At 69.3% G+C, this 26516-nt stretch carries 26 protein-coding genes and 1 riboswitch; of the genes, 8 read left to right on the top strand and 18 right to left on the bottom strand.

Features of this window, described 5'->3' with window-relative positions; all coding sequences use genetic code 11:
- The first annotated feature begins 110 nt into the window (after nt 1-110).
- Nucleotides 111-836 (top strand): phosphotransferase, encoded by a 726-nt coding sequence (locus ACFCYE_RS03725; RefSeq protein WP_376176388.1) that lies wholly within the window; start codon nt 111-113, stop codon nt 834-836.
- A gap of 1 nt (nt 837) precedes the next feature.
- Here ACFCYE_RS03725 and ACFCYE_RS03720 read toward each other — a convergent pair whose 3' ends face one another.
- The 3 genes from ACFCYE_RS03720 to ACFCYE_RS03710 all read right to left on the bottom strand — a co-directional run bounded on the left by ACFCYE_RS03720 (nt 838) and on the right by ACFCYE_RS03710 (nt 3739).
- Nucleotides 838-1617: an energy-coupling factor transporter transmembrane component T family protein gene (locus ACFCYE_RS03720; protein ID WP_376176387.1), complete on the bottom strand. Its 780-nt coding sequence runs from the start codon at nt 1615-1617 to the stop codon at nt 838-840.
- A complete protein-coding gene (locus tag ACFCYE_RS03715; protein WP_376176386.1) occupies nt 1614-3071 on the bottom strand; it encodes an ABC transporter ATP-binding protein in 1458 nt (485 codons plus the stop codon). The genes ACFCYE_RS03720 and ACFCYE_RS03715 overlap by 4 nt, the downstream gene beginning before the upstream one ends.
- Nucleotides 3072-3073: 2 nt before the next feature.
- Nucleotides 3074-3739 (bottom strand): ECF transporter S component, encoded by a 666-nt coding sequence (locus tag ACFCYE_RS03710; RefSeq protein WP_376176384.1) that lies wholly within the window; start codon nt 3737-3739, stop codon nt 3074-3076.
- A riboswitch (TPP riboswitch) is annotated at nt 3732-3841 on the bottom strand. Its footprint overlaps the gene before it by 8 nt.
- Nucleotides 3842-3901: 60 nt before the next feature.
- On the opposite strand from ACFCYE_RS03710, the gene ACFCYE_RS03705 reads away from it, so the two are divergent.
- The gene (locus tag ACFCYE_RS03705) at nt 3902-5665 is read left to right on the top strand and encodes a D-alanyl-D-alanine carboxypeptidase (protein WP_376176383.1); all 1764 of its coding nucleotides are present in this window, start codon (nt 3902-3904) and stop codon (nt 5663-5665) included.
- A gap of 301 nt (nt 5666-5966) precedes the next feature.
- Here ACFCYE_RS03705 and ACFCYE_RS03700 read toward each other — a convergent pair whose 3' ends face one another.
- From ACFCYE_RS03700 to ACFCYE_RS03690, 3 genes are all read right to left on the bottom strand, one after another.
- Nucleotides 5967-8081, bottom strand: coding sequence for an ABC transporter ATP-binding protein (locus ACFCYE_RS03700; protein WP_376176381.1), 2115 nt, complete (start codon nt 8079-8081; stop codon nt 5967-5969).
- Nucleotides 8078-9805: an ABC transporter ATP-binding protein gene (locus ACFCYE_RS03695; RefSeq protein ID WP_376176379.1), complete on the bottom strand. Its 1728-nt coding sequence runs from the start codon at nt 9803-9805 to the stop codon at nt 8078-8080. The genes ACFCYE_RS03700 and ACFCYE_RS03695 overlap by 4 nt, the downstream gene beginning before the upstream one ends.
- A gap of 149 nt (nt 9806-9954) precedes the next feature.
- The gene (locus ACFCYE_RS03690) at nt 9955-11013 is read right to left on the bottom strand and encodes an enoyl-CoA hydratase/isomerase family protein (RefSeq protein WP_376176377.1); all 1059 of its coding nucleotides are present in this window, start codon (nt 11011-11013) and stop codon (nt 9955-9957) included.
- Between the two features lie 100 nt (nt 11014-11113).
- On the opposite strand from ACFCYE_RS03690, the gene ACFCYE_RS03685 reads away from it, so the two are divergent.
- A complete protein-coding gene (locus ACFCYE_RS03685) occupies nt 11114-12769 on the top strand; it encodes an ABC transporter ATP-binding protein (RefSeq protein ID WP_376176375.1) in 1656 nt (551 codons plus the stop codon).
- A gap of 3 nt (nt 12770-12772) precedes the next feature.
- Here ACFCYE_RS03685 and ACFCYE_RS03680 read toward each other — a convergent pair whose 3' ends face one another.
- The 11 genes from ACFCYE_RS03680 to ACFCYE_RS03630 all read right to left on the bottom strand — a co-directional run bounded on the left by ACFCYE_RS03680 (nt 12773) and on the right by ACFCYE_RS03630 (nt 21250).
- Nucleotides 12773-13222 (bottom strand): hypothetical protein, encoded by a 450-nt coding sequence (locus ACFCYE_RS03680; protein WP_376176373.1) that lies wholly within the window; start codon nt 13220-13222, stop codon nt 12773-12775.
- A gap of 85 nt (nt 13223-13307) precedes the next feature.
- Entirely contained in the window at nt 13308-14633 is a 1326-nt protein-coding gene (locus ACFCYE_RS03675; RefSeq protein WP_376176372.1) for a glutamate-1-semialdehyde 2,1-aminomutase, read from the bottom strand.
- A gap of 39 nt (nt 14634-14672) precedes the next feature.
- Nucleotides 14673-15659, bottom strand: coding sequence for a porphobilinogen synthase (gene hemB / locus ACFCYE_RS03670; RefSeq protein WP_376176370.1), 987 nt, complete (start codon nt 15657-15659; stop codon nt 14673-14675).
- The gene (locus ACFCYE_RS03665) at nt 15656-16453 is read right to left on the bottom strand and encodes a uroporphyrinogen-III synthase (RefSeq protein ID WP_376176368.1); all 798 of its coding nucleotides are present in this window, start codon (nt 16451-16453) and stop codon (nt 15656-15658) included. The genes hemB and ACFCYE_RS03665 overlap by 4 nt, the downstream gene beginning before the upstream one ends.
- Nucleotides 16453-17445: a hydroxymethylbilane synthase gene (gene hemC / locus ACFCYE_RS03660; RefSeq protein ID WP_376176366.1), complete on the bottom strand. Its 993-nt coding sequence runs from the start codon at nt 17443-17445 to the stop codon at nt 16453-16455. The genes ACFCYE_RS03665 and hemC overlap by 1 nt, the downstream gene beginning before the upstream one ends.
- Before the next feature lie 7 nt (nt 17446-17452).
- Nucleotides 17453-18130 (bottom strand): hydrogen peroxide-dependent heme synthase, encoded by a 678-nt coding sequence (hemQ, locus tag ACFCYE_RS03655; RefSeq protein WP_376176364.1) that lies wholly within the window; start codon nt 18128-18130, stop codon nt 17453-17455.
- 88 nt (nt 18131-18218) lie between these two features.
- The gene (locus ACFCYE_RS03650; RefSeq protein ID WP_376176363.1) at nt 18219-18494 is read right to left on the bottom strand and encodes a hypothetical protein; all 276 of its coding nucleotides are present in this window, start codon (nt 18492-18494) and stop codon (nt 18219-18221) included.
- Nucleotides 18481-18888 carry a phage holin family protein gene (locus tag ACFCYE_RS03645; RefSeq protein WP_376176361.1) on the bottom strand — a complete coding sequence of 136 codons (408 nt, stop codon included), beginning with the start codon at nt 18886-18888 and terminating at the stop codon, nt 18481-18483. Before ACFCYE_RS03645 ends, ACFCYE_RS03650 begins: the two co-directional genes overlap by 14 nt.
- Nucleotide 18889: 1 nt before the next feature.
- On the bottom strand, nt 18890-19294 hold the full coding sequence (locus ACFCYE_RS03640; protein WP_376176359.1) for a hypothetical protein: 405 nt from the start codon (nt 19292-19294) through the stop codon (nt 18890-18892).
- A 124-nt stretch (nt 19295-19418) separates the two neighbouring features.
- The gene (locus ACFCYE_RS03635) at nt 19419-20918 is read right to left on the bottom strand and encodes a protoporphyrinogen/coproporphyrinogen oxidase (protein ID WP_376176358.1); all 1500 of its coding nucleotides are present in this window, start codon (nt 20916-20918) and stop codon (nt 19419-19421) included.
- On the bottom strand, nt 20915-21250 hold the full coding sequence (locus tag ACFCYE_RS03630) for a metalloregulator ArsR/SmtB family transcription factor (RefSeq protein WP_376176356.1): 336 nt from the start codon (nt 21248-21250) through the stop codon (nt 20915-20917). The genes ACFCYE_RS03635 and ACFCYE_RS03630 overlap by 4 nt, the downstream gene beginning before the upstream one ends.
- A gap of 65 nt (nt 21251-21315) precedes the next feature.
- Here ACFCYE_RS03630 and ACFCYE_RS03625 point away from each other — a divergent pair, with 65 nt between their 5' ends.
- A complete protein-coding gene (locus tag ACFCYE_RS03625; protein ID WP_376176354.1) occupies nt 21316-22218 on the top strand; it encodes an NAD(P)H-binding protein in 903 nt (300 codons plus the stop codon).
- Nucleotides 22219-22221: 3 nt separating this feature from the next.
- On the opposite strand, the gene hemE is transcribed toward ACFCYE_RS03625, so the two are convergent.
- Nucleotides 22222-23244 (bottom strand): uroporphyrinogen decarboxylase, encoded by a 1023-nt coding sequence (hemE, locus tag ACFCYE_RS03620; protein ID WP_376176352.1) that lies wholly within the window; start codon nt 23242-23244, stop codon nt 22222-22224.
- A 75-nt stretch (nt 23245-23319) separates the two neighbouring features.
- Between hemE and ACFCYE_RS03615 the strand changes: the two genes are divergently transcribed.
- The 4 genes from ACFCYE_RS03615 to ACFCYE_RS03600 are packed head-to-tail and all read left to right on the top strand — an operon-like array spanning nt 23320 to nt 26459.
- On the top strand, nt 23320-24615 hold the full coding sequence (locus tag ACFCYE_RS03615; protein ID WP_376176350.1) for a glutamyl-tRNA reductase: 1296 nt from the start codon (nt 23320-23322) through the stop codon (nt 24613-24615).
- Between the two features lie 31 nt (nt 24616-24646).
- Nucleotides 24647-25456, top strand: a complete 810-nt coding sequence (locus ACFCYE_RS03610) for a class I SAM-dependent methyltransferase (protein ID WP_376176348.1) — start codon at nt 24647-24649, stop codon at nt 25454-25456.
- A gap of 5 nt (nt 25457-25461) precedes the next feature.
- Nucleotides 25462-26034 (top strand): HhH-GPD-type base excision DNA repair protein, encoded by a 573-nt coding sequence (locus ACFCYE_RS03605; RefSeq protein WP_376176347.1) that lies wholly within the window; start codon nt 25462-25464, stop codon nt 26032-26034.
- Nucleotides 26034-26459 (top strand): DUF1801 domain-containing protein, encoded by a 426-nt coding sequence (locus tag ACFCYE_RS03600; RefSeq protein ID WP_376177132.1) that lies wholly within the window; start codon nt 26034-26036, stop codon nt 26457-26459. The genes ACFCYE_RS03605 and ACFCYE_RS03600 overlap by 1 nt, the downstream gene beginning before the upstream one ends.
- Nucleotides 26460-26516 lie beyond the last annotated feature (57 nt).

Below are 26516 nucleotides of genomic sequence, written 5' to 3'. Positions count from 1 at the left end.
TTCACAACTCCTCAGATCCAGCGGTGAGCGCGCGGGCGAGCCATCTCGGCCCCGCGGCAGCTCGCTGTGCGAGCATCGATGAGGAGTTGTGAACGCCGAAAGGACTCGCCATGACCATCCCCGCCTCGTCGATCCCCGTGCCCGAGCGCGTCCGTGAACTCGCGGACGGCGCCGCCCTCACCCCGGTCTGGGAGAACAACCTCGGCGGACTCACGTTCCGCACCGACGACGATCGCTACATCAAGTGGGGCCCGCTCGACGCCGAGGCGAACATGCGCGACGAGGCGGAGCGGATGCGCTGGGCCCGGCGCTGGACCCCGGTGCCCGCCGTGCTGGAGCAGGGCCAGGATGCCGGTCACGAGTGGCTCGTCACCGCGGCCATCGCGGGGCGCAGCGCGGTCGACCCGCGCTGGATCGCCGAGCCGGCCGCCGCCGTGCGCGCCGTCGGCGAGGGGCTGCGGATGCTGCATGACGCGCTTCCCGTCAAAGAATGCCCGTGGGAATGGAGTGTGCAGAGCCGCTTCGCGAACGCCGAGCGCCGCGGCATCCGGCTCCCGGACGCGCTGCGCGACGCCCCCGAGATCGACCGGCTCGTCGTGTGCCATGGCGATGCCTGCATGCCCAACACGCTGCTCGACGAGGCCGGGCGCCCGATCGCGCACGTCGACCTCGCCGCGCTCGGAACCGGCGATCGCTGGGCCGACATCGCCGTCGCATCCATGAGCACCGAGTGGAACGTGGGCCCAGGCTGGGACGATGACCTGATCGCGGCGTACGGCATCGACCCCGACCGCGAACGCCTGGCCTACTACCGCGACCTGTGGAACGCCGGCTGACTCAACTCCATACGAACCGGAACGTGCCGACGGCGACCGCCGCGGCGATGGCCACCGCCATGATCGCGAGCCCACCGGCCAGGGCCACGGCATCCCGGCCGTGGAGCCGCGACGGCCGGGCCCATGTCCGTTCGATGCCGGAACCGAAGCCGCGCGCCTCCATCGCCATGGCGAGCTTGGTGCCGCGCCGCACGGCGAACACGAGCAGCACGAACGCCATCGAGAAGAACCGGCGCACCGCTCCGGTGTCGCCGACGCCCCTGGCCCGGCGGGCCAGGCCCATCGTGCGCCAGTCATCGAGGAAGAGTCCCAGCATCCGCGTTCCGGCCAGGATGCCCAGCACGAACCGGCTCGGCAGCTTCGCGACCTGCGCGAGAGCGTCGGCGAGCTCGGTCGGATCCGTGCGCCCGAACAGCAGGATCGTCGGCAGCCCTAGGGCGACCACGCGCAGGCTCACGGCGATCGCGAGCGAAATCGAGTCGTCGCTGATGGTGACGAACCCGAAGCTCCAGTGGATGCGGCCTGCCGGTTCGGCATAGAGCAGCATGCTGAGGCCGGCGATCGGCGCGAAGATGACGATCGGCAGCAGTCGCTTCAGGACCGTTCCGAGCGTCAGCCCGGTCAGCGGCAGGCACAGCAGCTGCAACGCGATGGCGACGAGCGCGCTGGTCACGTCGATCGACGCGAACAGCGGGATCGACAGCACGAGCGCGAGCACGACCTTGGTCACCGGGTTCACGCCGTCGAGCCAGGTCGCTCGTTCGACCTCGACGACGGTCATGCGCTCACCCGGCTCTCGAGCGCGATGCGGTGTCCGCCGAGATGGCGGATCACGCCCTCGTCGTGCGTCACGGCGACGATCGAACGACCGCGCGCGATCTCCTCCTGCAGCAGGGCGACGAGCGAGATCCAGCCGCGGCGGTCCTGCCCGAAGGTCGGCTCGTCGAGCACGATCACCTCGGGGGATGCCGCGAGCACCGTCGCCACCGACAGCCGGCGCTTCTGCCCGCCGGACAGCGTGAAGGGATTGGCGAGCGCGAGGGGAGCAAGACCCAGGCGGTCCAGAAGGGCGTCGACCACGGCATCCGTCCTGGCCCGATCCCAGCCGAGCGCCTTCGGCCCCACCGCCAGCTCGTCGCGCAGCGTCTGGGTGAGGAACTGATGCTCCGGCTCCTGGAAGACCGTCCCGATGCGAGTCAGCAGTTCGCGCGACGCCCACCGGAACGGACGGCGGCCCGAGCGTGCGGCCAGATCCGCCGCGGCGACCACCTCGCCGGAATGCTCCGGGAGAAGGCCGGCCAGCGTGAGCGCCAGCGTGGACTTGCCCGCACCGTTCGCTCCCGAGATGACGGTCGCGCTGCCCCGCGGGATCTGCACGTCGAGCCCGGCCTGGACGATCGTGCGCGGTCCGCGCGCGATCGACAGCTCGGAGGCGGAGAGCACCGCAGGCCCCGTGGCGGCGTCGAGTTCCGGCAACGCGATCGACGCATCCGGGACCCACACCCCCGCCTCGGCGAGCGCTGCGCCGTGCTCGGCGAAGACCCGTGACGGCGATCCGTCGGCCAGCAGACCGCCGTCGGCGGCGAGCACGATGACGCGGGTCATGAGATCCACCCACACCGGAGTGCGGTGCTCGACGACGACGAGCGTCGCGCCCGTCGCGTCGACGGCGCGCTCGACGCTCGCGCGCACTTCGCCGACACCGGCCGGATCCAGGTTCGCCGTCGGCTCGTCCAGCAGGAGGAGACCGGGGCGCATCGCCAGAGCGCCGGCCAGCACGAGGCGCTGCTTCTGCCCGCCGGAGAGCGCCTTGGTGGGCCGATCGAGGGCGACGTCGAGTCCGGTCGCCTCGAGCGCTTCGGCCACCCGGCCGGGGATCTCGGATGCCGGGACGCCGAGGTTCTCGCAGCCGAACGCGACGTCGTCGCCGACCTTGGACAGCACGATCCCGGCATCCGGGTCCTGCAGGACCAGCCCGGTGCGACCGCGTGCGGATTCGGGAGCCGCGCCGTCGAGCCGCAGCGAGCCGGTGCGCTCCCCCTCGTCGGCGTCGCCGAGCACGCCGGCAAGACCCGCGAGCAGCGTGGACTTACCGGCGCCGGATGCCCCCAGCAGCAGCACTCGCTCGCCCGGTTCGATCGTGAACGAGACGTCGCTGACGGCCGCACGCTTGCGTCCCGCGTAACGCCACCCCCACCCTTCGGCGTGGACGCGGACGGGGGCGGCGGCGCTCATGCTCAGACCTCGCGGACGAGCTCTCGCCCGGCCGCGAAGCGGTTCAGGGCCCCCGTGACGGCGAGCGCGCGCACGAGCAGCCATCCGACCACGCCGGCGAGGATCGCCCCGGAGATCACGATCGTGGTGAGGTAGATCGCGTTGAACTCGAGCGACTTCAGGATGTTGGGCGAGCTGCCGTAGAAGAGCTCGAAGACCCAGGCGGCCGCCGCGGCGCCGACACCGGCGAGCATCGCGACGACGATCCCGAACCGACGGTAGAAGAACAGCGCGAAGATGAGCTCGGCGCCCAGCCCCTGCACGATGCCCGAGAGCACCGTCGAGACGCCCCACACATTGCCGATCAGCATCGAGACGATCGCGGCGACGACCTCGACGACGAAGGCGGCACCCGGCTTGCGGATCACGAGTCCGCCGATCACGCCTCCGATCAGCCAGATGCCGACGGCGATGCCGCCCAGGCCGGGGGTCAGCGCGTCGGCGGCCCCGAACCATGCCCCGCCGATGATGTTCCAGCCCCAGAACAACAGGCCGATCGCGACGCCGAGCACAGCGGCGACGACGATGTCGACGACGCGCCAGCGCCACGGAGTGGCGGAAGCGGGTGCACCGGTGGCGGCGGCATTCGTCGCTTCGTTGGAAGCGGATGCGGACGTGGACGTACTCATCTGATCTCCTCCCTGCGCCGGCATGATCCGGATCAGGTTCGACGGTCGAAGCGCGGATCGCTTCCTCTCAGCCCGGCTCGCCGGACTCCCGTGGGTTGTGGGGTCGATCTTACTCCCTGGCCAATACGGCGTTGTCACATATGGATTCGGTACCGTATTCGAGTGACCCTCGATGAGCAGACCGACGAGAGCGGTGCCCTGACGCGCCGCGAGCTCCGTCGACGCACGGGGGCGATCCCGGTGGCCACGGATTCGGATGCCGACGGAACCGTCGACACCACAGCAGTCGATTCCGACGATCTCGATACGCCTACCACGCCCGTGGCCGTCGTGCCTGCGGCGGTCGCCACCGGCACGGTCGCAGAAGAGCGGGTCGCGGCACCGGTTGTCGCGAAGCGTATGGATGCCGATGCCGGCGCAGAATCGGCCGAGTCGGGCTCTTCCGGCTCAGCAGCCGAGGGCGCTGTCGCGGCGAGCGCGTCCGAGGCAGGTGAGCCCGAGACGACCGATGCGGACGCCGAGCTCGCGGCGCTGCTCGCGGCGCAGGCCGAACCCGTGCGTCCGGCAGCCGCATGGGCCGACGAGAACTCTCCGGCGACCGCCCTGCTCTGGGTGAATCCGATCGACGTCGAGGCCGCCACCCAGGCGGCCCCTCTCGAGGCACCGACGGCGACCGCGGACGAGCCCGACCTGCTGGTGGGCGCTCCGCGCCGGGGATTCCTGCAACCCGGCATCCTCGTTCCTCTCGGTACCCTCGCAGCCCTCGGTGTCGCCTACGCCGCCACCACGCTGCTGTGGCCCCTTCACGAACTGCCGCCGACGATCGAGGCCGTCGCGGTCACACCGGCCGGTGCGACCGCAGCCGACATCGCCTGGCCGGCCGTCGGCAGCGCCGGCGTCGGCGTCGAGGGCGTCAGTACAGCGGCTTCGACCACCGAGACGGCCCCGATCGCCAGCGTGACGAAGGTCGTCTCCGCGATGCTCGTGCTCGACGCGATGCCGTTGCAGCCCGGCGAGCAGGGTCCGGAGTTCGACTTCGACTACAGCGACACCGTGGAGTACTGGTCGTACCGCAGCGACGACCAGTCGGCGCTCGATGTCCCCGTCGGCGGAACGCTCACGGAGTACCAGATGCTTCAGGGCATCCTGCTCGGGTCCGCGAACAACTACATCGACCGCCTGTCCGACGAGATCTGGGGGTCCGACCGCGAGTTCGCAGCCGCGGCCGAGCAGTGGCTCGCCGCACGCGGTCTGAACGACATCACCGTCGTGACGCCGTCCGGACGCAACGACCGCAACGTCGCCTCGCCGGCATCGCTGACCGCCCTGGCCTCCATCGCCATGTCGAACCCTGTCTTCGCCGAGATCGTCGGCACGTCGACGGTCGAGCTGCCCGGGGCGGGCCTCGTCACCAACTCGAACGGCCTGCTCGGCGAGCCGGGGATCGTCGGGATCAAGACCGGCTCGCTGGACGACGACTACAACCTGCTCAGCGCCAAGGACGTCACAGTCGGCGACACGGATGTCCGCATCTACGCCGCAGTACTCGGCCAGGAGAGCGACGAGGAACGTCTCGCAGCCAGCCGCGCACTGTACGAGCAGGTCGAAGCGCAACTGCAGGCCCAGGGGCCCGCTGTCACCGCCGAGACCGTGGTCGGCGAGGTCAGCACGCCGTGGGGCGCGACCGCCGACATCGTCACCGATGCCGACGCGAACGTCGTGCTCTGGAACACGACCGCGCCGACGGCCGAGGTGTCCTTCGATCTCGGCGACAACCGGGATGCCGATGCCGACGTCGGCTCGATGACCGTCGCCGGGCCGGTGAACACCGTCGAGATTCCCGTCGTGCTCTCCGAAGAGCTCTCCGGTCCGAGCGCCTGGTGGCGCCTGACGCATCCGTTCGAGCTGCTCGGCATCACGGACTGACGGGAACGCACGTCGCCGAGGTGGCGCACAGCGCCGCGAGAGCGCGCGAGGTGCGACCACGCGCGACGCGTCCCGCCCGCTACACACGCACCGTGGCCACCTCCACTGGCCGTCGTGGCGCATATCGCCGCCTCGACGCGCGGGAGGCGGACATACGAGACCCCTGCCTGAACACTGCATGACCGGGGTGTCGCGAATGGTCGCGTGAGCGCGCGAGACGGCCGCACGCGATACGTGCCGTCCCCCGGGAGCGACGAAGGGCCGCCACCCGAGCGGGTGACGGCCCTTCGTGCGCGTCAGGTCAGGCCTTGTCGTCGGACTCCGGTTCGCCTGCCGCGACGGAGACCCCGGCATCCTCCGCCTCCTCGTCCGCTTCACCGGTGACGACCACGGGAGTCGACGTGGTGAGCGCCTCTTCGGCATCGATGTCGGTCGCCGCCTGCTCGAACTGCGACTGGTACAGCCGCCAGTACGCGCCCTGAGCGGCGATGAGCTCGTCGTGCGTGCCCTTTTCGACGATGTCGCCGTGCTCCATCACGAGGATGAGGTCGGCATCGCGGATCGTCGACAGCCGGTGCGCGATCACGAACGAGGTGCGCCCCTGGCGCAGCGCCGCCATGGCGTGCTGCAGCAACAGCTCGGTACGGGTGTCGACCGCACTCGTCGCCTCATCGAGGATGAGGATCGACGGCTGCGAGACGAACGCGCGGGCGATCGTGATGAGCTGTCGCTCGCCGGCCGACACGTTCGACGCGTCCTCGTCGAGGACCGTCTCGTATCCGTCGGGAAGCGCGTGGACGAAGCGGTCGACGTAGGTCGCCTTCGCCGCAGCGAGCACCTCTTCATCGGTCGCCGTCGCTCGGCCGTACCGGATGTTCTCCAGGATCGACCCGGCGAACAGCCATGGATCCTGCAGCACCATTCCGGTGCGCGAGCGCAGGTCGGAGCGCGTGAGCTCGGCGATGTCCTGACCGTCGAGCAGGATGCGCCCGCCGCTCAGCTCGTAGAAGCGCATGATCAGGTTGACCAGCGTCGTCTTGCCGGCGCCCGTCGGACCGACGATCGCGACCGTCTGACCGGGCTCCACACGGAACGACAGGTCGTTGATCAGCGGACGCTCCGGCGTGTACGAGAACGACACGTTCTCGAACTCGATGACGCCCTTGCCGTCCTTGAGCTGCGGTGCCTGCTCGGCGTCGGCCTCCTGCTCGTCGGCATCCAGGAAGTCGAACACCCGCTCCGCCGAGGCGGTGCCGGACTGCACGACTGCCGCCATGCCGCCCAGCTCGCTCAGCGGCTGTGTGAACTGCTGCGAGTACTGGATGAACGCCTGCACGTCTCCGAGTCGCAGCTGGCCGCTGGCGACCATGAGGCCACCGAGCACCGCGATCCCGACGTAGGTGAGGCTTCCGACGAAGGTCATGGCGGGCATGATGATGCCCGACAGGAACTGCGCCTTGAAGCTCGCCTGGTAGAGCTCCTCGTTCTCGACCTGGAACTTGTCCAGGGCATCCTGCTCGCGCCCGAAGACCTTGACCAGCGCGTGACCGGAGAAGGCCTCCTCGACGCGCGCGTTCAGTCGGCCGACCTTGCGCCACTGCGTTCCGAACGCTTTCTGCGAGTGCGGCCCGATGACGCCGAAGATGACGCCCATGAGCGGCAGGGCGACGAGGGCGACCAGCGCGAGCTGCCACGAGATCGTGAACATCATCCACAGCACGCCGATCACCGTGAGGATCGACGTCAGCGCACCCGAGAGCGACTGCTGCATGGTCTGGGTGATGTTGTCGATGTCGTTCGTGACGCGGGAGATCAGCTCACCGCGCTGCACCTTGTCGAAGTACGACAGCGGCAGACGGTTGATCTTCGCCTCGACGTCTTCACGCAGGCGCCACATCGTGCGCATCATGATGACGTTAATCACATAGCCCTGGATCCAGGTGAGCAGCGCTGCGCCCACGTAGATCGCCAGCACGGCGATGATGATCCAGCGCAGGCGGTCGAAGTCGATGCCCGCACCGACCTGGAAGTCGCTGAACGCCGCGACCATGTTCGCGAAATCGTCCTGCCCCTGCGCGCGGAGCATCTCGACGATCTGCTCCTGCGATGTGCCCGCCGGAACGCCCGAGTCGCCGAGGGCCTTCGAGATGAAGCCCTCGTAGATGATGTTGGTCGCCTCGCCGAGCACCTTGGGTGCCGCGACGGTGAGGACGACACCGATGGCGCCGAGGATCGAGACGAAGACGAACCACAGTGCCGACGGCTTGAGCAACCCGATCATGCGACCGAAGCTCTTGCCGAAGTTGTCGGCCTTGCCCGGCGCAACGGCGTCCCAGTCTCCCGAGTTCTGACGCGCCTGCTCGGCGAGCTCGGCTTCGTACTGCTCGTCAGCTGTCAGCTGTTCCGGCGTGCTCATGCGTCCACTCCCAGCTGCGATTCGACGATCTCACGGTAGGTCTCGCTCGAGGCGAGGAGTTGGTCGTGCGTACCGACGCCGACCATCGTTCCGCCGTCGAGGACGACGATGCGGTCGGCATCCGTGATGGTCGACACGCGCTGCGCGACCACGATCTTCGTCACCTCCGGCAATTCCCGCCACAGGGCCTGTCTGAGGCGCGCATCCGTGGTGAGATCGAGCGCGGAGAACGAGTCGTCGAACACCAGGATCTGCGGGCGGTGGACGATCGCGCGCGCGATCGCGAGGCGCTGACGCTGACCGCCGGAGACGTTCGTGCCGCCCTGAGCGATGCGCGAGTTCAGTCCGTCGGGCATCTCCTCGACGAAGTCACGTCCCTGAGCGATCTCGAGAGCCTTCCAGAGCTCCTCGTCCGTGGCCTCCTCGCGGCCGTAGCGGAGGTTGGACGCCACGGTTCCCGTGAACAGGAACGGTCGCTGCGGAACGAGCCCGATGCTGTCCCACAGCGCTTCGACATCGGCCTCGCGGACGTCGGTGCCACCGACGCGCACGACGCCTCCTGTCACGTCGAACAGACGAGGGATGAGCGACACCAGCGTGGTCTTGCCTGCGCCGGTCGATCCGACGATGGCCACGGTCTCACCCGGCTCCGCACGGAAGCCGATCCCGGTCAGCACCGGCGACTCGGCACCGGGGTAGGTGAACTCGACGTCCTCGAACGAGATCGCGCCGGGGGCCGGGAACTCCTTGACGCCGTTCTCCGGACGCTCCAGCGTCGACGCGACGTTCAGCACCTCGCCGACGCGCTCTGCCGAGACGGCGGCGCGCGGGATCATGATCGCCATGAAGCTGGCCATGATGACCCCGCCCATGATCTGACCGATGTACTGCATGAAGGCGAACAGTGTGCCGACCTCGACGTTGCCCTCGTTGATCTCGATGCCGCCGAACCAGATGACCGCCACCACGGTGACGTTCAGGATCAGCATGAACAGCGGGAACAGGAGGACGAACAGCGAGCCGATCTTGCGTCCGAGGATCATGATGTCCGTGTTCGCACCGCGGAATCGCTCCTCCTCGATGTTCTCGCGGACGAATGCGCGAACGACGCGGACGCCGGTGAGCTGCTCGCGCATGATGCGGTTGACGTTGTCGAGCTTGCGCTGGTTGCGCCGGAACAGCGGCACCATGCGGCCGATGATGATCGCCGCGAGGATGAGCAGCACCGGCACGGAGACGGCGATCAGCCAGCTCAGACCGACGTCCTGCTGCACGGCCATGATGATGCCGCCGATCGCGAGCATGGGCGCCATGACGAACATGGTCGCGCCCATCATCGCCAGCATCTGGACCTGCTGCACGTCGTTGGTGTTGCGGGTGATCAGCGAGCCGGCGCCGAACTGCGAGACCTCGCGCTCGGAGAAGCCGCTCACGCGCGAGAACACGTCGGCGCGGATGTCGCGGCCGACGCTCATCGCCGCGCGTGCGGCGAAGTAGGTCGCGATGATCGAGGCCGTGATCTGACCGAGCGAGACCATGAGCATGAATGCTCCGGTGCTCCAGATGTAGCCGGTGTCGGCCTGCGCGACGCCCTTGTCGATGATGTCGGCGTTCAGGCGGGGAAGGTAGAGAGTCGCCAGGGCGCTGGCGAACTGGAACACCAGGACGCCGACGAGCAATGGCCAGTATTTGGAGAGATAGCGGAACAGGAGTTTTCCGAGCATGGAGGATTCCTTCTGAGCAGCGGACCCGAGTGGGCCATCAGATAGCGTGCCACGCCCCACGGACATTGCCCAGTGGATCCGGGCATTATCCGCTCAGGGCGAACGAATTCCGCCGGTCGGAGCACATATCTGCACCCCGTCCAGCTACCTCAGCCGAACAACGGCACGCTCGGCACGAACGCCCTGGCGCCGGCTCCGGCATCCGGAGCGAGCTCGGCGATCGTGGCCGGCTGCCATCGCGGGGTCTGATCCTTGTCGACCAGCTGCGCACGGATGCCCTCGACCAGGTCGGGGTGGTGATTCACGAACCACAGCACCCGCCGGTACTCCCCGGTCAGCGCGTCCCTGAGGTCGCCGGTGCGCGCCTCGCGCACGGCCTCGAGCGTGACAGCGAGCCCGGTCGGTGCGAGCTCTGCGAGCACGGCGGCCGTCTCGGTCGCTGCGGGTTCTGCTCTGTCGGTCAGCCGACGCATGATCCCGGCCATCGAATCGGCCGAGAAGACCTCGTCGATCCAGCTCCGTTCAGCCGCCAGGGAGGAAGGCTCAGGCGTCTCATCGAAGAGCAGGACGAGCTCTGCAGGGCCGGTGGGATCGGCGCGATACGCGAGCGCCTCGCGCAGCGCCCCCAGGTTCTCGGAGGGCACGTAATGATCCGCGAGGCCCGTGTAGACGGCATCCGATCCGTTCAGCGTGCGCCCCGTCAGGGCGAGGTACTCGCCCAGGCGGCCGGGTGCGCGACCCAGCAGATAGGTGCCGCCGACATCGGGGGTGAAGCCGATCCGGGTCTCGGGCATGGCGAGCTTGGAGCGTTCCGTGACGATGCGGATCGCTGCGTGGCCCGCCAAGCCGATGCCACCGCCCATCGTGATGCCGTCCGCGAAGGCGACCAGAGGCTTCGGGTACTCCGCGATCAGCGCGTTCATCGCGTACTCGGCGCGGAAGAATTCAGCCGTCCGCTCCGCCGCCCCGTCACGGATCTGGTCGTAGAGGGCACGCACGTCACCGCCGGCGCAGAGCCCGCGGCCCTCGCCGTCGAGCAGGACGATCTGGACGTCGGTGTCGGTCTTCCACGCCTCGAGCGCTCGGGTGATGTCCTGGATCATGCCGAGATCGAGAGCATTGATGGCCTCTGGTCGGTTGAGCGTGAGCCGTCCGAGCGCACCCTCGGTGCGGACGAGGACGCGGGATGCTGCAGGCTGATCGGTCACGGATGACACGTTACCCGCTGGCGCATTCCGCCCAGATAATGCACGATTTACCGCGATTTCCGACAAGATAGAAGGTACTGCCCACCGAAGAGAGGTCCCGATGCCCGACGGACAGGTGCTCGAGTTCGATCGAGTGACGAAGCGCTTCAGCGACGTCACCGCCGTTTCCGACTTCTCGGGACGGGTCGAGCCAGGCGTCGTCACGGGGTTCCTCGGTCCGAACGGCGCCGGCAAGACGACCACGCTGCGGATGCTGCTCGGCCAGATCCGGCCCACCTCGGGCACGGCGACCATCGGCGGGGCGCAGTACTCCGATCTGAAGCACCCAGCGCGGGTCATCGGTGCGATGCACGAAGATCCCGGCTTCCGTCCGCGCCGAACCGTCGAACGCCACCTGATCGCCGCGGCGAAGGCGAACGGCATCGCGCTGTCGCGTGTCTCCGAGGTCATCTCATTCGTCGGTCTGGACGGCGAAGCCGGCACCCGGATCGGCGCACTGTCGCTCGGAATGCGTCAGCGACTGAGCGCTGCGACCGCCCTGCTCGGCGACCCCGGCGCCCTCGTGCTGGACGAGCCTGCGAACGGGCTGGACCCCGAGGGGATCCGCTGGATGCGCATGCTCATCCGCGGGCTCGCCGATGAAGGCCGCACCGTGCTGGTCTCGTCGCACGTGCTGAGCGAGGTCGAGCAGGTCGCCGACGAGATCCTCGTCATCGCCCACGGGCAGCGCAAGTTCGCCGGCTCCCTGGCCGCGCTCGCGGATCCGACGGCCGGGCCGGTCGTGGTGGATGCCGTGGATCGCAACGGCCTCACGGACGCGCTGCGCGCCGCCGGATTCGAGTTCGAAGTTCTGCGTTCGGGCCTCACCGTGCGCGGCAGCGACGCGAGGACCATCGGGACTGTCGCCGCGCAGGCGGGAGTCGCTCTCACCACCCTGCAGCAGCGAGGGCCGACGCTCGAAGACGTCTTCCTGGACCTCGTCAACGACCGGCCGGTGCAGCTGCGCAAGCCGGACGTCGCCGACGCGACGGTGGCGGTTCCGATCGTCGCGGAGCCTGCGGCCGCCTCGACCGACGCGGATGCCGCGCCCACGAACGCCTCCTCCGATATCGAGGCCGAGGGTGCCGACGCCGCAGCGGGTACCGAGTCCGCAACCCCGGACGCCCCGTCCGCAACCCCGGACGCCCCGTCCGCAACCCCGGACGCCCCGTCCGCAACGGCAGACGCCGAGCCCCTGCCGGCGGACGCCGACGCTGCCGCGGACGGTGACGAGGAAGAGGACGACGCCGTGGCAGCCCTCGAGGCAGCCGTCGCGGTCGAGAACCCCGATGACGATGAGGTCGACGTCGCAGCCGAAGAGGTCGATGGGTTCGCCCCGGTCTCCGCGGGCGAGGATCGGCCGCTTCCGGGCGTCGCGGGTCTCGCTGCCGCAGCGGCCGGGCTCTCTCGAACGGACGAGAGCACCGACACGTCGCCGAACCCCGCGGTCTCGGACGCCTGGGCTGCGCTCATCACCGGGCGGCCCCTCGATGAGGCAGCGGATGACGAGCAGGCATCGGCGGAGTCGTCCCCCGACGACGACGACGACAAGGGCGATGACGACGAGACGATCCCGTCGGAGTCGCCCGACGCCGAGTGCACCGAGTTCGCGCACGAGCAGCACGTCGCGGAGGGCGATGAGGCGGAGCCCGAGCCCGACGCGCACGAACGCGAGCAGAACGCGACCGGCGAGCACCAGGAGCACCCGCGCTCCTGAGCGTCAGATCGGACGAGGTCGGATGACCGGGCGCCCTTTCCCCTTGACGACGGGCGTCGGCGCGGTCGCCACGATCTCGACGACGTCCGCGAGCTCCTCCGTCACATCGAGGCGGAGCGCCTGCGTCAACGCGAGCCCGTGCCGGGTCGTGAAGATCAACCGCTGATACAGCTCGTCGCCTTCGAGATCGATGACCACGCTCGGCCGACGGCGGCGGATGAGGACGAAGTCGGTCGTTCCGGCGCCCTTCCAGGTACCGGCGGCGAGGATGCTCGGGATGTGCGTCCCCGGTCCGGGGACGCCGCGCAACCACGTCCAGGCGTCGTCGGTCAGCTGGACCTTCGTGATCGTGTCGCGCGCGACACGGATGTTCTCCCGATGGAATGTCGCGGCACGCTCGACGGGCGAGAGCACGACCTCGAGCTGCGTCTGATCCAGCAGCAACGTCACCATGACTCTCAGTCTGCCAGCGTCCCCCTGCGAGATGTCTGCGACTTGCTCACAGGACGGCAACGATCCGTTGTGGGATTCCTTCTGGTCACCCTCGCGCGGCCTGGGCAGCTGCCGCAGCCGCAGCCGGAAGCGCACGCTCGATCCGCTCCAGGGCGTCGTCATCGTGCGCCGCGGTGAGGAACCACGCCTCGAACACGCTCGGCGGCAGGGCGACGCCCTGCCGCCGCATGCTGTGGAAGAACGGCGCGTAGCGGAACGCCTCCTGCGCCTGTGCTTCGGCGTAGTCGCGCGGCGCGCGCTCGGCGAACACGACACCGAACAGGTTTCCGGCCCTGGGCACGGCGTGCACGACGCCGGCCGCGGTGAGTGCGGCATCGAGGGCGTCGGCGAGACGGGATGCCGCGGCATCCACTCGTGCGTACACCTCGGGCGTCGCCAACCGCAGCGTCGCCAGTCCTGCGGCTACCGACAGCGGGTTCCCCGACAGAGTGCCCGCCTGATAGACCGGCCCGAGCGGAGCGAGCAGATCCATGACCTCGGCGCGACCGCCGAGCGCGGCCAGCGGCATCCCTCCGCCGACGACCTTGCCGAATGTGATGATGTCGGGCAGGTACACGTCGCCGGCCGAGGCCTGCAGGCCCCAGAACCCGGCGGGATGGACGCGGAATCCGGTCAGCACCTCGTCCAGGATGAGCAGCGCGCCGTGCGCGTGCGCGGTCTCCGCGAGGAAGGCGTTGAAGCCCGGCTCCGGCTCCACCACGCCCATGTTCGCGGCCGCGGCCTCGACGATGATCGCGGCGATGCGATCGCCGTGCTCGGCGAAGACCGCCTCGATCGCGGCGCGATCGTTGTAGGGCACCACGAGCGTCTGCGCCGCGATCGGCGCCGGGACGCCGGCCGAACCGGGCAGGGCGAGCGTCGCCACGCCGGATCCGGCGGCGGCCAGCAGGCCGTCGGAGTGGCCGTGGTAGTGGCCCGCGAACTTCACCAGCAGATCGCGTCCTGTGGCGCCGCGCGCCAGACGGATCGCGGTCATCGTTGCCTCGGTGCCGGTGGAGACGAGCCGTACGCGCTCGATCGGAGCGTGTTCGCCGACGCGAACGCGGTCGACGATCAGCTCCGCGAGCTCGACCTCGCCCTCGGTGGGGGCGCCGAACGAGAGACCATGCGTCGCAGCATCCTGCACCGCAGCGACCACGTCGGGGTGCGCATGGCCGAGCAGTGCGGGGCCCCACGACGCCACGAGATCGATGTACGTGTCGCCGGCGGCATCCGTCACCGTCGCCCCCTGTGCCGACGCGAGGAAGCGCGGGGTCCCGCCGACCGACCCGTACGCGCGCACGGGGGAGTTCACCCCGCCCGGTGTCACGGCGCGTGCTGCGGCGAACAGGTCGTCGTTGCGGTCGGTCATGTACGAGTCCTCGTGTTCTGTGTCAGGGCGGCGCTGTGCTCAGCGACGCGAGGACGCGAGCCAGCCTGCGGCCTCGGTCGCCCAATACGTGAGCACGGCGTCGGCACCGGCACGGCGGATCGAGAGCAGCGACTCCAGGATCGCCGCTCTGCGATCGATCCAGCCGTTGGCCGATGCGGCCTCGACCATCGCGTACTCACCGGAGATCTGATATGCCCAAACAGGAATATGAACGCTATCGCGCACCTCGCGCAGCACGTCGAGGAACGACATCGCGGGCTTCACCATGACGATGTCCGCGCCCTCGGCTTCGTCGAGCAGCGCCTCGCGAACGCCCTCACGACGGTTCGCCGGGTCGAGCTGGTACGTGCGTCGATCGCCGGTCAGCTGCGAATCGACCGCCTCTCGGAACGGACCGTAGAAGGCGCTGGCGTACTTGGCCGCGTACGCGAGCAGCAGCGTGTCCGCGAAGCCCTCGGCATCCAGCGCACGACGGATCGCGGCAACCTGGCCGTCCATCATGCCGCTGAGTCCCAGCAGGTGCGAGCCGGCGCGCGCCTGCGCGAGCGCCATCGCGGTGTACCGCTCCAGCGTGGCGTCGTTGTCGACGGAACCGTCGGCCGCCAGCACACCGCAGTGCCCGTGGTCGGTGAACTCGTCCAGGCACAGGTCGGTCTGCACGACCAGCGCGTCGCCGACCTCTGCGGCGAGGGCGGCGGTCGCGACGTTCAGGATGCCGTCGGGGTCGTCCGCGCCGGAGCCGATCGCATCGCGCACGGTCGGAACGCCGAAGAGCATCACGCCGCCGACCCCGGCCTCGGCGGCCTCGACGGCTGCACGTCGCAGCGAATCCAGCGAATGCTGCACGACGCCGGGCATCGACCCGATCGGAACGGCGTCGGTGACGCCCTCGCGGACGAACATCGGCAGGACCAGCTGCCGCGGCAGGACGTCGGTCTCGCGTGCGAGATCGCGAACGGCCGTCGACTGGCGCAGGCGGCGAGGGCGGATGTCGGGGAAGCTCACGGTGCGAACTCGTCCGCCGCGTGCGGGAGCGTGAAGTGCGAGACGGCCTCGATCAGGGCATCCACGGTCTGCTTGTCCGCGACGACCTGAATGGACAGGCCGGCCTTGCGCGCGTCCTTCGCGGTCCGCGGGCCGATGGCGGCGAGCAGCGTCTCGTCCGGGATCTGCGGGAACTGCTCCCTGACCTGATGCGCCACGGAGCCGCTCGTGATGAGGATCGCGTTGATGCGGCCGTTGTCGACGTCGCGACGGATGCGATCCGTCACCGGGACGCCGACCGTGCGGTAGGCGACGACGCTCGACACGTGGTGGCCCGCTTTGACCAACGACTTCGACAGCACCGGCTTGGCGATCTCGCTGCGCAGAGCGAGGATGCGACGCGGTTTCGACTCGAGGGCGATCAGCTGAGCGGCCATCCCCTCGGCGGAGTTGTCCTGCTCCGGCACGAGGGCGACCTCATAGCCGGCGGCCTGCAGTGCAGCCGCCGTCGTCTCGCCGACCGCCGCGATCTTCGTCTTCTTCGGGACGACGGCGCGATGCGCGAACAGCACATCGACCGTGGTCGCGCTCGTGACGGTCAGCCAATCGAACCCCCCGCCCGCGAGCTGTTCGAGAGCGGCGTCGAGCGCGGCCTGATCGTTCGTCGGGCCGAAGTTGATCAGCGGTGCGACGACGGGCACGGCGCCCTGGGAACGGAGGCTGGCGGCGACGCCGTCGCCCCACGGGCCTCCTCGCGGGACGAGGACGCGCCAGCCGGCCAACGGCTTGTCATGCTTCGATTCGGATTCGGTCATCAGGAATGCTCTCGGGGAACGAGGTCGGCCGCCCCTTGTTCGAGCAGCCGACGGGCGACAGACAGCCCGATCTCACGTGCTTCGTGCATCGGGTTCGCACCATCGGCAGCATCCGCACCATTGCCACTGCCGTTCAGACGAATATACCCCCCGTTCACCTGCTCGGTGACGTCGAGCCCGATCCGCCTGGTCCCATCGACCGCGTAGACGACCGTGCGGATCCGCACGGAATCGCCGTCCACGACGGCGTGCGCCGCCATCGGAGCCTGGCAGCCGGCGTCGAGACCTTCGAGGATGCCGCGCTCCACCTCGACGGCGAAATGCGTCTCCCGGTCATCCAGCGCGGCGAGGGCCGCGCGCAGGTCGTCCGGGGCATCCGAAGTGGTCTCCACAGCCAGCGCTCCCTGCCCCGGGGCGGTCGGCCACTCGGCGAGGCCGAGCTCCTCACGGTGCAGACGCGTCTCGCTGCCCAGCCGCGAAAGCCCCGCCGCGGCGAGGATCACGGCATCCAGCTCGCCGGACTCGACCCGAGCGAGGCGCGAGTCGACGTTCCCGCGGATGTCGACGACCTCCGCCTCGGGTGCGCGACGACGCACCTGCGCGATGCGGCGAGGCGAACCCGTTCCGACCGAAGCGCCTGCGCGCAACGCGTGCAACGGCGTCCCCGCTCGGGTGATCGCGACGTCGCGGGCGTCCTCACGCGGCGGGGTCGCGGCGATCACGAGCCCGTCGGGGATCGCGGTCGGCAGGTCCTTGAGCGAATGAACGAGGAAGTCGCACTCCCCCGCGAGAAGCGCTTCGCGCAGGCGGGTGGCGAAGATGCCCATGCCGCCGATCTCCGACAGGGAGGCGCGATTCGTATCGCCCTCGGACACGATCGGAACGAGCTGGACCTCACGACCGGAGATCTTCTCGAGGGCTGCGGCGACGTGGCCGGACTGCGCCCTGGCGAGGGCGCTTCGACGGGTGCCGAGGCGGATCGGAGTAGTCATCGCGGACCTACTGCAGTACGTCCGCGATCTCGTCGAAGCGCAATCGCCTTCCCGTGTAGAAGGGGACCTCCTCCTTCACGTACAGGCGCGCGTCCGTGTAGCGCAGGTCGCGCATGAGATCGACGAGTTCGGTGACGTCGTCGGCCTCGAGCGGCAGCAACCACTCGTAGTCGCCGAGAGCGAAGGCCGCGACGGTGTTCGCGATGACCCCGGTGAAGGCCGCTCCCTTTCGCCCGTGGTCGGCGAGCATCTTTCGTCGCTCGTCCTCAGGGGCGAGATACCACTCCGGCGTGCGGACGAACGGGTACAGGCACAGCCAGTCCTTCGGCTCGACTCCGCGGAGGAAACCGGGGACATGTGCGCGGTTGAACTCCGCATCGCGATGGACGCCCATGACGTTCCAGACCGGGATCAGCGTGCGCAGCAGCTCGGTGCGACGCAGGCGGCGCAGCGCCTTCTGCAGTTCTTCGGCTGTCGGTCCGTGCAGCCAGACCATCAGGTCGGCGTCGGCCTTGAGTCCGGAGACGTCGTAGAACCCGCGGATGGTGACGCCGGAATCCTCGATGTGCTCTGCGATGGTCTCGAGCTCGGTCGCGTCGGTCTCGAGGACCGGAGCGTTCGGGTTGCGGCGCCACACCGCCCAGAGGGTGAAGCCGGATGTGGATTCTTCGCTCAGGTCGGACATGCTTCCAGTCTGCCCCTTTCCCCGGGGCATCGCTAATGCGTGACCGAGGCTCGCCCTTCGGCGGAGCTCGGCCCTCGGCGAAGAAGGGTCAGCGGGAGATCGCTCTGGCGATGGCCCACACCAGCGCGCCGGCCGCCGCTGCGAACCCGACCGCCGCGGCGATCGCACCGACCGGATTGCGGTCGGCGAAGGCGCGCGCCTTGATGGCCGCTCGCTTCGACGCCTTCTCGACTCGGCGCGGGACATTGCCCTTGATCTCGATGGCGGCGAGCGCCGCCTTCAGCTCGGCACGCGCCGACTGCACCGGGTCGGCGATGCCGGCGGGAACCGCGGTGCGGGGAAGCAGCTGCTCAGAGTTCGTCATCGCCGGCGTCCTTCACGAGTCGGATGTCCTTGGCCACGGCCTGGCCGGGGTTCTCCCTGGCCATGACCTTGCGGAACTTCAAGATGCCGAGCAGCGCGAACACCAGCACGGCGAGGATCAGGATGCCGATGACCGCCAGCGCGGAAAGCCAGACCGGCCACCACGAGGACAGGCCGGCCACCGCGAAGACGAGGATCATCGGCACCAACCAGAACAGGAAGAACAGCGCGACGAGGAACCAGACGCTGCCGATTCCGGCATCCTTCGCGGTGCGCGAGATCCACACCTTCGCGGCGTCGATCTCGGCCTTGACGAGCGCGCTGACGAGCTCAGGCAGGTCGCCGAGAAGCGTCAGGAGGCTGTCGTCCGCCCGGTCGCGGTATCCGCGGACCACGTCACTTGCCGTTCTGCGCGGGCTTCTTGGCGGCAGGCTTGGCCGAGGCGGACTTCGAGGCCGTCGACTTGTCCTTCGCCTCGTCCACGGCATCCTCGGCCGCGTCGGAGACTTCTTCCACCGCGTCCTTGCCCGCCGCGATGGTCGCGTCGAGCTTCTGGCCAGGGGTGCCGGGCCCGGTAGCGGATTTGGTCACCTTGACGACGCCGTGCCAGACGGCACCGGGGATCGCTGCCGCTTTGTCGCCGACGAAGCCCTTGACCTTGCCCACCTGCTCCTGGACGGGGTCGAGGTTCCAGACCTTGAGCCATTGCGTCTTGATCTGCTGATAGCGCTCGCGCCCGGCGCGTGTGCCGAGAACGTAGCCGACGCCGAGTCCGACGACGAGTCCGATCTTCCCCTTCATGGGGTCTCCTCACGTTGTTCCGGTCGGGCCGCACGCGTTCGATCCGCGGGCCAGGAGTTCCAGCGTAACCCCATATGCCGTTTTCGGCATCTAATCTTCGGAGGGGTTGACAGCGGGCCCTCGATCACTCCCAGAGAAGGTGTCGTCGGAGTCGATCGGCTTCGGCCGTCGCATCGGGAACGACCTGAGCGAGTCCTGTTCCGGCCAACCACGCGCCGACGACCGCGAGACCCGGCACCGCGTACACTGCTGCACGGGCCGCGTCGCGTCGCTCGGTCGCGCCGATGAGGGACGCGGGCTGCGACTGCGTGAACCGTGCGCGGTGCGCTCCGACGAGCTGCGCGGCCGACAGCGGGACGCCGAGCATGGCGGATGCCTGCGTCAGCGCGAGCTGGGCGGCCGCGTCGTCGTCGAGCGATGCCGTGGCCGCCGGCTCGCCCTGCGATCCGAACGAGACCCGAACGACGTGCCGCGCCCCCGCGGCTTCGCGGAGCCAGGCCCATTTCGCGGTGGCGTGCGTGAGCGCCTTCGCCGTGAAGCTGTTCGGCACCGTCAGCACGCCGGTGCCGCGGGGAGCGACGTCCAGCGCGGGTGCGTCCAGCAGCAGGGTGACGATCTCGATCTCGGGCGACGCACCAACGTCCCCCAGACCAGAGACGTGTCCATCGAGCAGCGTGCGGGCGACGCCCTCGGCGGTGGCGACGATCACGGCGTCCGCCGAGACCTGCTCGGGCTCGGATTCGGAATCGGACGGCTCGGCATCCGGCTCCTCCGCGTCCGCGCGGGAAACGACGACGACGGTCCAGTCGTCGCCCGCCCGGACGAGCGACTCGACCTCGACGCCCGTCCGCACGACGCCGCCGAGCTTTGCGAGGTCAGCGTGCAGCGCGTCGACGAGCGTGCTCATACCGCCCACCAGACCTTCGACCGCCGACCCCGGCGCCTTGCCCTTGCGAGCCGATTGCTGCTGGCCGGTCAGTGCATCGACCGCCCCGCTGAGGGAGCCGACGCGCGTGAGGGCTGCGTTGAGTCCAGGGGCTGCGACGTCGACGTCCACGTCATCCGGATGCGCCGAGTAGACGCCGGTGACGACGGGAGCCACCAGGCGATCCAGCACCCGCTGTCCCATCCTCGAGCGGACCAGGCGCCCGAGGCTGCGCTCGTGGCCGATCGTCAGGGGCGGACGCAGACGGTCGACGTACGCGCGCCACGCGCCACGCCATCCGATGATCTGACGCACGTCGTCGATGAACGGGTTCGCCGGGATGCCGAGGATGCCGCCCTTGGGCAGCGGAGACGGCTCTTGACCGGGGACACCGGCCAGCCAGGCGCCACCGCGTGCGGGGGTCTGGACGCGATCCGCAAGCCCGAGTTCCGCCACGAGCTTGCGCACATGACCGCCCCTGGTCGCGTAGCTCTCCGCCCCGGCATCCAATCGGACGCCATCGATCTCGGCGCGTCGCACGGCGCCGCCGAGCTCGTCCGCCCCCTCCAGCACCGTCACCCGCATGCCGACTTTGGCGCACTCGCGCGCGGCGACCAGACCCGCGATGCCGCCGCCGACGACGACGACGTGCCGTTCGGCCGCGCGCTCGGCGAGTTCTGGTTCAGGGTGCTCGGTCATGCATCCATCTTTTCAGTCCTCGGCTGAGCACCTCGTTTGCGGACCTCGCGGAGCACGATCTGCTCAGGGCAGACGGCGGAGAGGAAGTCCCCGACCGAGAGGGCCAGGCGCTCGCCGACCAACGAGTAGAGGATGCGGTTGCCATCACGACGTTCGGTGACCAGTTCCGCCTGTCGAAGCACGCTGAGGTGGCGAGAGATCGTCGGACCGCTTGCGGAGAATCGGGAGGCGATCTCGCCGGCCGCGAGTTCGCCGTCCTTGAGGTCCTGGAGGATCTGTCGACGAGTCGGATGAGCCAACGCGGCGAAGACGTCGGACGCGCCATCTGTCATGTTTGCAATATAGCACTCTCGCTAGATACTATTTCGTTGAGTAGCTAATAAGCGAAGGAGTGGAGATGAAGGTCGCGATCACCGGAGGTACGGGTTTCGTCGGACGCCATCTTGCCGAGCGACTGGATGATGTGGTCCTGGTCTCCCGTCGAGAGGGCATCGACCTTGACGACGTCGAGGCCCTCACCGCGGCCTTCGCCGGTTGCGACGCGATCGCACACTGCGCGGGCATCAACCGTGAGATCGGCGACCAGACGTTTCAGCGGGTGCACGTGCAAGGGACGCGTAACGTCGTCGAAGCCGCCCACCGTGCCGGAGTGAAGAGGATCGTGATGGTGAGCTTTCTGCGGGCCAGACCGAATTGCGGATCCGGCTATCACGAGTCGAAATGGCAGGCCGAGGAACTCGTCCGAGCATCCGGTATCGAACACACGATCCTGAAGTCCGGGATGATCTACGGCGCCGGTGATCACATGGTCGATCACGTCACGAAGGCGGTTCGCACGCTGCCGGTGTTCGGAACAGTCGGGTTCCGCGAGCGCACGGCTCGTCCGGTTCCCGTGGAGGATGCCGTCGATGTCCTCGTCGCGGCCCTGGACGGTCGCATAACGGACCCGACGATCGCTGTGATGGGCGTCGACGAGATCACTCTCGGCGAGGCGCTCCGGCGCATCGCTCGCGTCGCCGGACGCCGGCCCGCATTCATCCCGCTGCCGGTGTGGACGATCAAGGCCCTGGGACATGTCACGGAGTGGACCATGGTCGTGCCACTGGTCGCCAAGGCGCAGGCTCAGATGCTGGCCGAGGGCGTCAGCGAACCACTGCCGTTCGCGCCGGAGGCGCCGGAGGACATCCGGCCGTCGCGGCCGTTCAGCGACGAGCGGATCCGCGCCGCTCTTCCGGCAGGGCGGTTCGGGCGCGATGACCTCCGGATCGTACGTTGGTGGCGCCAGCGACGGGTCGCCTGATCCTCATGAGCCGTGGACCAGCTCGACGATCCTGGTCAACTGGTCGGGATCGGTCTCCGGCGGAACACCGTGCCCGAGGTTGAGGATGTGCGCACGAGCCGCGCGGCCGCGTTCCAGGACGTCGCGCACGTGCGCCTCGAGCACCGGCCACGGGGCCGACAGCAGCGCGGGGTCGATGTTGCCCTGCACGGTGACGCCCTGACCGAGGATGCCGGCCGCCACGTCCAGCGGCTGACGCCAGTCGACGCCGACCGCATCCGCGACGCCGTCGAGACGCATGTCCGCGAGGAAGGGCCCGGTGCCGACGCCGAAGTGGATGACCGGGAGGCCGATGCCCTCGACCGCGGCACGCGAGTGCGGGGCGACGAACGTGCGGTAGTCCGAGGGGCTGAGGGACCCGGCCCACGAGTCGAACAGCTGCACCGTGGCGGCACCGGCATCGCGCTGCGCCTCGAGGAAGCGGCGCGAGATACGGGACAGCCAGCCGGCGAGACGGTTCCACGCGTCGGGATCGGTGTGCATCATGGCGCGGGCGCGCAGATGCTCCTTGGACGGTCCGCCCTCGATGAGGTACGCCGCCACGGTGAACGGGGCGCCGGCGAAGCCGATCAGCGGGGTGTCGCCGAGCTCGGCGGTCGTGATGCGCACGGCCTCGGCGATCGCCGAGATGTCGAGATCCTGCGGGTCGATGGCCGTGATGCGGTCGACGTCGGCGGCGGTGCGCACCGGCTCGGCGAACACCGGACCGCGACCCGGCTCGATGACGACGTCCACGCCGGCGAGGCGCAACGGGATGACGATGTCGCTGAAGAAGACCGCGGCGTCGACGCCGTGGCGCCTGACCGGCTGCAGGGTGATCTCGGCGGCCAGGTCGGGGGTGAGGCAGGCATCCAGCATCCGCGTGCCGACGCGCAGTTCGCGGTACTCGGGCAGCGAACGGCCGGCCTGTCGCATGAACCAGACGGGGGCGGTCTCGGGGCGGTCTCCGGCAAGCGCGCGCAGCAGCGGGGCAGTGGGTGCAGGCATGCCTCCATCCTCCCATCCGCGACCTTTGTGTCCGCCTGAGAGGACCACCCTTTCGACACGGCGTAGAATCTCTCTGTGCTGCTGTGTGTGACGGCGAGTCACAAGACCGCCTCTTTCGACATGCTCGAACGACTGAGCCGCACCCCTGACGACGTCGCGCCGAACCTTCTGGCGATCGCGCCGTGCGTTCAAGGGGCTGTGGTTCTTTCGACGTGCAACCGGTTCGAGGCGTACGTGGAAATCGATGAGCCGGTCACCGCGGCGGGCGCCGTGGGCGTCGAGGCGGTCCTCGAAGCGATCGAGCAGTCATCCGGAATCCCGGCGTCGGACCTGGACGGATCGTACGCCGTGCACTCGGGACGCCGCGTCGCCGAGCACCTGTTCGCCGTGGCATCCGGTCTCGAATCCGTCGTCCCGGGAGAAGGCGAGATCGCCGGCCAGGTCCGCCGCGCGCTGACCTCCGCCCGCAAGGAGGGCACCACCTCCCCTGAACTCGAGCGCCTGTTCCAGCGCGCCAGCCAGGCGCAGCGCAAGGTCAAGAACGTCACCGCTCTCGGCCGCGCCGGCCGCTCCCTCGTGCGCCTTTCGCTGGAGCTCGCGGACAGCCGCATCGCGGACTGGTCGGCGGAACGCGTCCTGCTCGTGGGCACCGGCGCCTACGCGGCCGTCACGCTGGCGACTCTGCGTGAGCGCGGCGCGAAGAACATCTCGGTGTACTCGCCCTCCGGCCGCGCCGAGCTGTTCGCCAAGAAGCACGACATCGCACCTGTAGCCGCGGAGGACTACGCGCGCACAGCCTCGCGCTCGACTCTGCTGATCACGTGCACGACGGCGACGGAACCCGTCCTCGGCCCTGCCCACCTGCAGGCGCCGACCGGCCCGGTGGCGGTCGGATGCCCGGTGGGTCCGCACTCGCAGCTCGTGATCGACCTCGGGATGCCGCGCAACGTCGACCCCGCGATCTCCGAGCTCGAGGGTGTCGCCCTGCTGGATCTGGAGACCATCCGGCTGCACGCTCCCCTGGAGGAACTGCAGGCGACGGATGCCGCGCGCAGCGTCGTCCGCGAAGCAGCGGACACCTTCCACGTCGTCGGTCGGCAGCAGAGCGTGACGCCCGCCGTCGTCGCGATGCGCTCGCACATCTTCTCGCTGCTGGAGGCCGAGATCGACCGCGCCAGGGCGCGCGGTGATGAGGACGGCCGCGTCGAGCAGGCGCTGCGCCATCTCTCCGGGGTCCTGCTGCACACGCCGACCGTGCGTGCTCATGAGCTGGCCGCCGAGGGACGCGCCGACGACTTCGTCGCCGCGCTCAGCACGCTGTACGGCATCGCGCCGGCCGCCGGGGCATCCGAGGAATCCGCGACCGCCTGACGCCGCGCGCCACGGGTGGGACCCTGGAGGCATGGCTCTTCACAGTCGTGAGAGCATGGGCGCCCAGGAGGCCCGAATGACACAGGAGTTGTACTCGGACGCGAGACTGTACGATCTGCTGTTTCCGGCGGACGAAGCGGCAGTCGATTTCTACCGCGCCGAAGCCGACGGCAAGGGAGGGCGCGTGCTCGAACTCGGATGCGGCACGGGGCACAAGCTGATCCCGATCGCGGCCGATGGGCACCCGAGCGTCGGACTCGACCTGTCGCCGGACATGCTGGCCGAGGCGCGCCGGAAGGCCGATGAGCGAGGCGTGTCAGTCGAGTGGCTGCAAGGCGACATGCGCGACTTCGACCTGGGCGGCGAATTCGACCTCATCTTCATCGCGGCCAACGCCCTCCTGCACCTGCACGACGCCGACGACATCGCGCAATGCTTTCGCGCAGTCAGGCGGCACCTCGCACCTGGCGGGCGATTCGTATTCGACGTCTTCAATCCGAACGTGCGGCTTCTGGCTGGCGCCGACGGGATGCGGCGCCCGCGCACCTCTTTCACCGATCCCGACCGCGGCGACGTCGAGGTCGACGTCGACGACTCCTACGATGCCGCCGCGCAGGTGACTCGCGGAACGTGGTACTTCTCGACAGACTCGGAACCCGACTTCCAGAAGGTGTCGCTCGAGGTGCGGAGCATCTTCCCCCAGGAGCTGCCAGTACTTCTCGAACACGCCGGACTCCGGCTGGTCGAGCGCTTCGGCGGCTGGGATGGCGCCCCCTTCGGAGCGGACTCGCCAATCCAACTCTGCCTCTGCGCACCGGCATCCGGTCGTGAGAGAGGATAGAACGCATGGCCCTTCACATCACCGGAGACACCGCCGCCGACGAACTGCTGACCGAGAACCCGCTGGCTCTGCTGGTGGGGATGCTGCTCGACCAGCAGGTGCCCATGGAGACCGCGTTCGCCGGTCCGCTGAAGATCCAGCAGCGCACGGGTGCCGCGGATGCCGCCGCCCTCGCCCGCATGGACCCGGATGCCTTCCTCGAGGCGTTCAGGCAGACGCCGTCCGTGCACCGCTTCCCCGGCTCGATGGCCACACGAGTGCAGACGCTCTGCCAGACGCTCGTCAGCGAGTGGGGCGGCGACGCCTCGGCGCTGTGGACCGAGGGCGACCCCTCCGGCGCCGAGGTGCTCAAGCGTCTGAAGGCCCTCCCGGGCTTCGGGGAGCAGAAGGCGAAGATCTTCCTGGCCCTGCTCGGCAAGCAGTACGGCTTCACGGGTGACGGCTGGCGCGAGGCATCCGCTCCGTATGGCGAAGACGGCTCGTACCGCAGCGTCGCCGACATCGTCTCGCCGGAATCGCTCACCAAGGTGCGCGAGCACAAGAAGGCGATGAAGGCCGCGGCGAAGGCCGGTAAGTGATGCAGCCGACGGGCGGCAGCGTCGGCGCGTTCATCGCTGCGGTCACGCCGGAGCGGCGGCGGCGGGATGCCGAGACGCTGACCGCGCTCATGCAGGAGATCTCCGGCCGGGAGCCTGTGCTGTGGGGCACGATCATCGGCTTCGGATCGTGCCACTACCGCTACCCCACCGGCACGGAGGGCGACGCGGGTGTGCTCGGATTCGCCCCGCGCAAGGCCGCCACCACGATCTACCTGTTCGACGGCGTCGATGCGCACGCAGAGGCGCTCGGCCGGCTGGGCGCTCACACGGTCGGCAAGGGATGCCTGTACATCAAGGATCTCGAGAAGGTCGACCTCGGCGTGCTCCGCGCGATCCTGGAGCGTTCGCAGGCATGGGTGGAGGCCGGTGGGACGGATCAGGTGCAGCTCACCGTCACCGGCTGACCCGAGTCGGTGACGCGTGCTGAGCACCGGGGGTGTTCGTGAGCCGGTCAGGGCGAC

Source organism: Microbacterium sp. NPDC056234 (assembly GCF_042267585.1).
Taxonomy (GTDB): domain Bacteria; phylum Actinomycetota; class Actinomycetes; order Actinomycetales; family Microbacteriaceae; genus Microbacterium.
This window is presented reverse-complemented; position numbering and strand designations above follow the sequence as displayed.